This is a genomic window from Sphaerisporangium flaviroseum (assembly GCF_039537005.1).
In the GTDB taxonomy this organism is placed as follows: Bacteria; Actinomycetota; Actinomycetes; order Streptosporangiales; family Streptosporangiaceae; genus Sphaerisporangium; species Sphaerisporangium flaviroseum.
The window spans coordinates 207,938-215,865 of sequence record NZ_BAAAZR010000006.1; the positions used below are offsets into that span (position 1 = coordinate 207,938).

The 7,928-nt window shown below is 68.8% G+C and carries 8 protein-coding genes; 5 read left to right on the forward strand and 3 right to left on the reverse strand.

Translation table 11 applies throughout. The annotated features are described in order from the left end of the window. Positions 1 to 12: 12 nt before the first annotated feature. A complete protein-coding gene (locus tag ABD810_RS15320) occupies positions 13 to 1,173 on the forward strand; it encodes an acyl-CoA dehydrogenase family protein (RefSeq protein ID WP_344939500.1) in 1,161 nt (386 codons plus the stop codon). Positions 1,174 to 1,222: 49 nt separating this feature from the next. Here the strand turns inward: ABD810_RS15320 and ABD810_RS15325 are convergent, their stop codons facing one another. Continuing rightward, positions 1,223 to 1,723, reverse strand: coding sequence for a beta-class carbonic anhydrase (locus ABD810_RS15325; protein ID WP_344939502.1), 501 nt, complete (start codon positions 1,721 to 1,723; stop codon positions 1,223 to 1,225). A gap of 140 nt (positions 1,724 to 1,863) precedes the next feature. Between ABD810_RS15325 and ABD810_RS15330 the strand changes: the two genes are divergently transcribed. Further along, complete coding sequence (locus tag ABD810_RS15330; protein ID WP_344939504.1) at positions 1,864 to 2,193, forward strand: hypothetical protein; 330 nt, start codon at positions 1,864 to 1,866, stop codon at positions 2,191 to 2,193. Here ABD810_RS15330 and ABD810_RS15335 read toward each other — a convergent pair. After that, a complete protein-coding gene (locus tag ABD810_RS15335) occupies positions 2,190 to 2,753 on the reverse strand; it encodes a thioredoxin family protein (RefSeq protein WP_344939506.1) in 564 nt (187 codons plus the stop codon). The two genes, ABD810_RS15330 and ABD810_RS15335, sit on opposite strands and share 4 nt — an antisense overlap. A gap of 204 nt (positions 2,754 to 2,957) precedes the next feature. On the opposite strand from ABD810_RS15335, the gene ABD810_RS15340 reads away from it, so the two are divergent. Beyond that, the gene (locus ABD810_RS15340; RefSeq protein ID WP_344939508.1) at positions 2,958 to 3,332 is read left to right on the forward strand and encodes a VOC family protein; all 375 of its coding nucleotides are present in this window, start codon (positions 2,958 to 2,960) and stop codon (positions 3,330 to 3,332) included. A 72-nt stretch (positions 3,333 to 3,404) separates the two neighbouring features. Here the strand turns inward: ABD810_RS15340 and ABD810_RS15345 are convergent, their stop codons facing one another. Next, positions 3,405 to 5,948, reverse strand: a complete 2,544-nt coding sequence (locus ABD810_RS15345; protein WP_344939510.1) for a DNA gyrase/topoisomerase IV subunit A — start codon at positions 5,946 to 5,948, stop codon at positions 3,405 to 3,407. A gap of 188 nt (positions 5,949 to 6,136) precedes the next feature. Between ABD810_RS15345 and ABD810_RS15350 the strand changes: the two genes are divergently transcribed. Next, positions 6,137 to 6,955 carry a TauD/TfdA dioxygenase family protein gene (locus ABD810_RS15350; protein WP_344939512.1) on the forward strand — a complete coding sequence of 273 codons (819 nt, stop codon included), beginning with the start codon at positions 6,137 to 6,139 and terminating at the stop codon, positions 6,953 to 6,955. Between the two features lie 280 nt (positions 6,956 to 7,235). Further along, positions 7,236 to 7,928 (forward strand): DEAD/DEAH box helicase (locus ABD810_RS15355; protein WP_344939514.1); only part of this gene is annotated, 693 nt, incomplete at its 3' end.

Below are 7,928 nucleotides of genomic sequence, written 5' to 3' on the forward strand. Positions count from 1 at the left end.
AAAGGCTTCACCATGGAATTCCGCTACACGCCACGACAGAGAGAGCTGAAGGACGCCGCCATCGCACTGTTCGAGAAGATCGCCATCTTTGAGGAGCAGTGTGAGGCCGACAACGGCCTGCCTCCTGAGGCGCACGCCACGATTCGCTCGGCCGTACTGGAGTGCGGGCTCCAGGCGGTGAACATGCCGGTCGAGTGGGGTGGCGCCGGGCTGTCGATCCTGGAGCAGGTGATCGTGCAGGAGGAGTTGGGCAAGCTCACCAACGCCTTGTGGGACACCGTGTGGCGACCGGCGAACGCGCTCAAGGCGTGTACCCCTGAGCAGCGTGAACGCTTCCTGGTCCCGGTCGTCCGCGGCGAGCGCCGGGACTGCGTCGCGGTCACCGAGCCGAACGCCGGGTCGGACCCCCAGGCGGTGAAGGCGACCGCGCGCCGCTCCGGGGACTCCTACATCCTCAACGGTGAGAAGTGGTTCGTCACGGTCGGCGACGCGGCGGACTTCCTGATCGTGCTTGCCATGGTCGAGGGGGCGCCGACCATGTTCCTGGTGGACAAGGACCTCCCCGGCGTCCAGATGGCGCGCGTTCCCCGGTACATGCACACCTTCGTCTACGAGCACCCCGAGTTCACCTTCACCGACGTCGAAGTTCCGGCCGACTGCGTGCTGGGCGAGGTCGGGCAGGGCTACGAACTGACCCGCGACTGGTTCGTCGAGGAACGGTTGATGATCGGCGCACGGACCGTGGGCGCGGCCGCACGCGCCCTCACCGAGGCCGCCGCCTGGGCGACGCAGCGCGAGCAGTTCGGGTCCGCGATCGCCACCTACCAGCTCATCCAGGCCATGCTCGCCGACAGCACGGTGGACGTGCTGACCAATCGGACGCTGGTCTACCAGGCCGCCTGGGAGGCCGATCAGGGGCTGGACCGCAAGCAGTTGCACGCCCGCGCCGCCGTCGTCAAGCTCGCCGCCTCTGAGGCGGCCGGGCGGGTTGTGGACCGTGCCGTGCAGATCTTCGGCGGGCGCGGCTACATGCGTGACTACGCGGTCGAGCGGCTCTACCGTGAGCTGCGGGTGGACCGCATCTGGGAGGGCACCAGCGAGGTGCAGCGGCTGGTCATCGGCAACGAGATCGTCAAGCGCGGAGTTGCGGGCCTGCTCTCCTTCCCGAGCTGATTCCTCCAGGACCGGCCGCCGATCGTGTGGCCGTGGCGCCTCTGGGCGATCACATCTCTATGGGCATCAGCTTGCCGGTGTGGACGTCGTAGACCGCTCCGCCGACCACCAGCCGTTCCGGCAGGTACGGGTACGTGCGGATGCGGACCAGGTCGCGCCGGAGTGCCGCGTCCTGATCGGGGACCGTGTGGAACTCCAGGCTGCGCGTGTCGACGCCGTACTCCCGGCTGATGAGCTCGTGGACGTCCTCGTCGGTCGACTTGGCCATCCTGCAGTCGGTGTGCGGCATGACCAGCACGCGCTCGACGCCGAGAAGGTACACCGCGAGCACGAGCGTCCGCAGCACATCGTCCGTCACGCGCGCGCCCGCGTTGCGCAGGATCTTGGCGTCTCCGGCGGCCAGGCCGAGCAGGCCCAGAGGGTCGATCCGTGAGTCCATGCAGGTGACCACGGCCAGACCGCGCCTGGCGCGCCCGGTGAGACCGGAGTGCTTGAAGGAGCGGGCGAAAGCCTCGTTGGCGGTCAGCAGATCGTCGAAGGATTCCGTCATGGTGCCCATATTCCCGGACGCCCTTTTCGGCAATACCGCCGGGGGTGTCCGGGAGGGGGTTGGTAAAGAGCCCACGATCATCGGTTACTTTGGGTGATGATGATGACACTCTGAGTGCAAGATCGTGGAGAGGGTTCGTGGTGGGGACGACCGATTCGCTTGCCGGCCATCTGCGCGCCCGGGCCAGGTGGCGGCTCGACCGGGTGCAGCGCAGGGATGGCGGCTGGAACGCGCGCTGCGCGCTGGCGCTGCTGGACGCCGCGGCCTACGTCGAGGAGCTTCCCGACGACGATCCACTGATCTTCGCCCTGGAGGAGGCCGGGTGCTTCGGCCCGTACGGCTTCGGCGATTTCGAGCCGGGGGAGGCCGTCGCCAAGCTCATCGACTCCTGGCATGCCGGAGAGCCGTGGGAGCTGCTGACCGCCATCCCCGCGGTGGCCAGGGGTGGGTCCGTCCCCTCGCGACATTAGGGCCGCTCGCCCCCGGGCTTCCACTTGATGCCACAGCCCAGGCTGGGATTCTGCCTGCCCGGCACCGGCTCCCCGGCGAGCACCGCGTCGACGGCCCGCCGCAGCGACGCGCCGGTCACCGGCACCTGGTTCGACGGGCGGGCGTCGTCGAACTCGCCGCGGTAGGCCAGGTTCCGGTCGGCGTCGTAGAGGAAGAAGTCGGGCGTGCAGGCGGCCTTGTAGGCGCGGGCGACGTCCTGCGACTCGTCGACGAGGTAGGGGAAGCCGAATCCGGCGCGCCGGGCCTGCTCGGCCAGGTGGGCCGTGTCGTCGTCAGGGTAGTTCACGACGTCGTTGCTGCAGATGGCGACCGTCGTCAGCAGGTCGCGGTAGTCGGCGGCCAGCGTGCCGATGCCCTGCTCGATGCGGCGCACGTACGGGCAGTGGTTCGACAGGAAGATCACCAGAGTCGCCGGAGTGCTCTTGAGGTCGGCCAGGGACACGCGGCCGCCGTCGATCGACGGCAGATCGAACGCCGGGGCGGGCGTGCCGAGCGGGACCATGAAGGAGGTGACAGCCATGCCGTCATTCTCCGCCATCCGCCGCGCCGCGGGCGCAGCGGGCGCCGTGTCGGTCGTGGCGGTTTGGACCCTCGGGCTCGGGTTACAGGGGCGAGGCGGTCCTGCTCCAGCAGCACGGCCGGATGACCACAAAGCCATTGCTCGCGTCGGAACACCTGTATAACGTGATCGGTGGTGTTGTTCGACATTGGAGAGGGAGTGACGATGAGCGAGATCGCGCGCATGCGGGCTGTCGTACTCGACTGCCCGGAGCCCAAGGCGCTGGCGGACTTCTACTCCGCCGTGGTCGGGTGGAAGATCACCAAGGTGGATGACGATTGGGTGAGCCTGAGCGACGGCGGGGAGTTCAGGCTGTCGTTCCAGAAGGCGGACGACTACCAGCCGCCGAACTGGCCCAGCTCCGACCATCCCCAGCAGTTCCACCTCGACCTGACGGTGGACGATCGCAAGAAGGCCGAAGCCGAGGTGCTGGCTCTCGGGGCCGTGAAGCATCCCCACCAGCCTGGAGAGGTGGACGGAGGCTTCACGGTGTTCCTGGACCCCGCGGGTCACCCGTTCTGCCTGTGTGACGCCGGCTAGAACGGGTTCGTACGGTGCGGTGTGATCGCCGGGGCTCATCGGCTCCGGCGATCACACCGTCTCAATGATCGATCAGAAGAGCTGCTCATCGGGGGTGGACGCCGGGACGCCCTCCTGGCCGTCGAGGTACCCGGCGGAGCCCCCGTCGCCCTGGCCGTCCGCCGGGCCGCTGCCCAGGGCCCCGCCGATCGCGGCGATGGCGGCGGAGAGCCGGATGCCCGACCCGTCCCGGCGGCCCAGCTCGGCTGGCAGCTCCACGGGCTTGCCGGTAGAGGACACAGCCTTGATCGGGGCCGGGCCGGCCCAGGCGAGAACCAGCAGGTCCTCACCCTTGAGGAAGCGCTGCGCACGGACGCCGCCCGTCGCCCTGCCCTTAGCCGGGAACTCGGCGTAGTCGGAGATCTTTCCGCTCCCCGGCTCCGTGCCGGGAAGGGCGGTGGCGGAGCCGGAGACGGTGACCACACGCGCCTCGCGGGCGGGATCCACGGCGCCGAACCAGATGACCTTCGCGGCCTCGTCGAGGCGGATGCCCGCCATGCCGCCGGCGGGACGCCCCTGCGGCCGTACGGAGGAGGCGGGGAAGCGCAGAAGCTGCGCGTCGGAGGTGATGAACACCAGGTCGTGGTCCTCGGCGGGCAGTTCCACGGCGCCGATCACGCTGTCGCCGGGCTTGAGACCGATGACCTCGAAGTCGTTGCGGTTGGCGGGATACTCGGGGACGACGCGTTTGACCATGCCCTGCGCGGTGCCGAGGGCCAGGCCGGGGCCTTCGGGGTCCAGGGAGCCCAGGCCCACCACCACCTCGCCGGCGGTCAGCGCGACGTACTCGCTGACCGGGTGGCCGCCCGACAGGGACGGCGGGTTGGCCGAGGGAGGCAGGGTCGGCAGGTCGACGACCGACACCCTGATCAGGCGCCCGGCGGACGTCACCACGCCGACCTCGCCCCGCACCGTCGACCGTACGACCGAGACCAGCACGTCGTGTGCCGAGCGGTCCTCGCCGGAGCCGAGCGGGGCGGCGCTGCCCGTGCGGGCCAGCAGTCCGGTCGAGGAGAGCAGCACCAGGCAGGGGTCGTCGGCGACCTCCAGCGGGATGGCCCCGGGCGTCGTGACGACCCCGGCCTCCAGCAGGACGGTGCGGCGCGGCGTGCCGTACGTCTTGGCGACCTCGGCCAGCTCGGTGGAGACCACCCGGCGCAGCCGGTCTTCGGACGACAGGATCGCGGTCAGCTCGGCGATCTCCTCCTGGAGGGTCTGCCGCTCGCGGTCGAGCTCGATCTTGTCGTACCTGGTGAGGCGGCGCAGCGGCGTGTCGAGGATGTAGTTGGCCTGGATCTCCGAGAGCTCGAAGACCTGCATCAGCCGCGTGCGGGCCTCTGAGGAGTCGTCGGAGGAGCGGATGACCTGGATGACCTCGTCGATGTTGAGCAGGGCGACGATGAGGCCGTCGACCAGGTGCAGGCGGTCCTCTCGCTTGCGGCGCCGGTAGGTGGACCGGCGGCGGACCACGTCGATGCGGTGGTCGACGTAGACCTGGAGCAGGTCCTTCAGGCCCAGGGTGAGGGGCTGGCCGTCGACCAGCGCCACGTTGTTGATCCCGAAGGTCTCCTCCATCGGGGTCATACGGTAGAGCTCGGCGAGCACGGCCTCGGGGTGGAAGCCGTTCTTGATCTCGACGACCAGGCGCAGGCCCTTGTGCCGGTCGGTGAGGTCCTTCAGGTCGGAGATGCCGGAGAGCTTCTTTGAGGTCACCAGCTCCTTGATCTTGGTGATCACCCGCTCGGGGCCGACGTTGAAGGGCAGCTCGGTGACGACGATGCCCTTGCGGCGCGGGGTGACCTGCTCGATGGTCGCCTTGGCCCGCATGCGGAACGTCCCACGGCCGGTCTCGTAGGCGTCCCTGACCCCGGCCAGCCCGATGATCGAACCACCGGTCGGCAGGTCGGGCCCGGGCACGAAGCGCATGAGCTCGTCGAGCGTGGCGCCCGGGTTCTTGATGAGGTGGCGGGCGGCGGCGATGACCTCGACGAGGTTGTGGGGCGCCATGTTGGTCGCCATGCCGACCGCGATGCCCGCGGCGCCGTTCACCAGGAGGTTGGGGAAGGCGCTCGGCAGGACCGTGGGCTCGGTCTCCTGGCCGTCGTAGTTGGGCTTGAAGTCGACGGTCTCCTCGTCGATCGACTGCACCATGAGCATGGCCGCCGCCGCGAGACGCGCCTCGGTGTACCGCATGGCCGCCGGCAGGTCGTCGGGCGAGCCGAAGTTGCCGTGGCCGTCGACGAGCGGGAGCCGCATGGAGAACGGCTGGGCCATGCGGACCAGGGCGTCGTAGATGGCGGTGTCGCCGTGCGGGTGGAGCTTGCCCATGACGTCACCGACGACGCGTGAGGACTTGACATGCCCCCGGTCGGGCCGAAGGCCCATCTCGCTCATGGAGTAGAGGATGCGGCGCTGGACCGGCTTCAGTCCGTCGCGCGCGTCGGGCAGCGCGCGCTGGTAGATCACGGAGTAGGCGTACTCCAGGAAGCTGGTGCGCATCTCGGTCGAAACGTCGATGTCGACGATCCGCTCCTCGAAGTCCTCGTCTGGTGGGGGTGCTGTCGTCCGTCGGGCCATATCGAACATTGTGCCGAACGTCCAACGTGCTCCGCGACTTGAAGGACTTTTGCCCCCGTACGGTTGGCCGCTTCACGGTGACCTACATCACTCTCGCGGTCGGCGGGGAAGGGCGCATATGCTTGACCAAGCGGTTGCTTGCTTACTCTGGGCGGGCCGGACGGAGAACGAGGAGGGCTTTCGGAGACATGATCGAATTCAAGCCCATGACCAGGAACATCGGCGCCGAGGTGGTCGGTATCGACCTGCGCAAGCCGTTGGCGGAAGAGGAAGTGCACACCATCAGGCAGGGTTGGCTGAAGCACCTGGTGCTCTTCTTCAGGGACCAGCCGATCGACGACGAGGAGCACGCCCAGTTCGCGCTGCGCTTCGGCACGCTCAACATCCCGGCGTTCAACAAGGACCAGAACAGCCCGATCCACCGGCTCGACCAGGTCGACCCCAAGGGCGAGGGGGGAGACGAATGGCACAGCGACAACACCTTCGAGCCCGAGCCGCCCATGGGATCCCTGCTGCGCTGCCTGCAACTGCCTTCGGTGGGGGGCGACACCATGTTCGCCAACACCTACCTGGCGTACGAGACGCTGTCGCCGCCGATCCAGCGGCTCTGTGACGAGCTGACCGCGATCCACGACATCACGAACTCCATGAAGAAGGCCATCTCCAAGGGGCACAAGTACGATCTCGCCGAGATGCAGGCGAAGTGGCCGCCGTACGAGCGCCCCGTCGTCCGGATCCACCCGGAGACCGGGCGAAAGGCCCTGTTCGTGAACCGCGCCTCCACCACCCGGCTGGTCGGCCTGTCCGACCGTGAGAACGAGGCACTACTGCCGTACCTGATCGACCACATCCGCTCTCCGGAGTTCCAGGTGCGACTGAGGTGGCAGCCGGGCACTCTGGCGTTCTGGGACAACCGCAGCACCCAGCACTACGCCATCGCCGACTACACCGAACGCCGCATCATGCACCGCGTCACCATCGCGGCCTTCGACGAGCACAAGGGCTGAGGTCGCCGGCCCGTCATCGCCACCGGCCGCCCGCCTTCCCGGCGATGTCCTCAGGCGTGACCTTCGGCACCGGGACCCCCTCTCCCGCCGACCCTCTGTCCGGGGACGGTGGGCCGTGGTCGCTGTGGTCGTCCACCTTGGGAAGGGGTGCGGTGGTGACGGGATGTCGCATGGACGGTCACAGCAGGAGGGGAGTGCGGTGGTGAGGTCACCCTCCACGGTTGTCCACAGTGGAGGGTCGAGGGTCTGAAACGTCACTGGGACCTGGTACCAAGGACCCATGGTTGACGAGAGCGGTCTGCGGGCCGAGGCGGAGCAGAGACTGCGATCTCTTGCGGGGGAACACGCCAGGCTGCGAGACGACCAGTGGTCCGCCATCCGGGCGCTGGTGGTCGACCGGCGGCGTGCCCTGGTGGTGCAGCGCACCGGCTGGGGCAAGTCGGCGGTCTACTTCATCGCCACCGCGCTCCTGCGGGCCCGGGGCGCCGGCCCTACCGTCATCGTCTCGCCGCTGCTGGCGCTCATGCGCAACCAGATCTCCGCCGCCGGGCGCGCCGGGGTCCACGCCGCCACGATCAACTCCGCCAATGTCGACGAGTGGGACCTGATCCACGCCCAGGTGGAGCGCGGGGAGATCGATGTCCTGCTGGTCAGTCCCGAGAGGCTCAACAACCCCGACTTCCGCGACCTGGTGCTGCCGAAGCTCGCGGCGAACGCCGGTCTGGTCGTCGTCGACGAGGCCCACTGCATCTCCGACTGGGGTCATGACTTCCGCCCCGACTACCGGCGGCTGCGCACGCTGCTGGCCGAGCTCCCGCCAGGCGTCCCGGTCCTCGCCACCACCGCCACCGCCAACGCCCGCGTCACCCGCGACGTAGCCGAGCAACTCGGCACCGGCACACTGCCTGGCACCACCACCCCCACCTCCGCGGTCTCCACCTCGGCCACCTCCACCCCCACCTCCGCGGTCTCC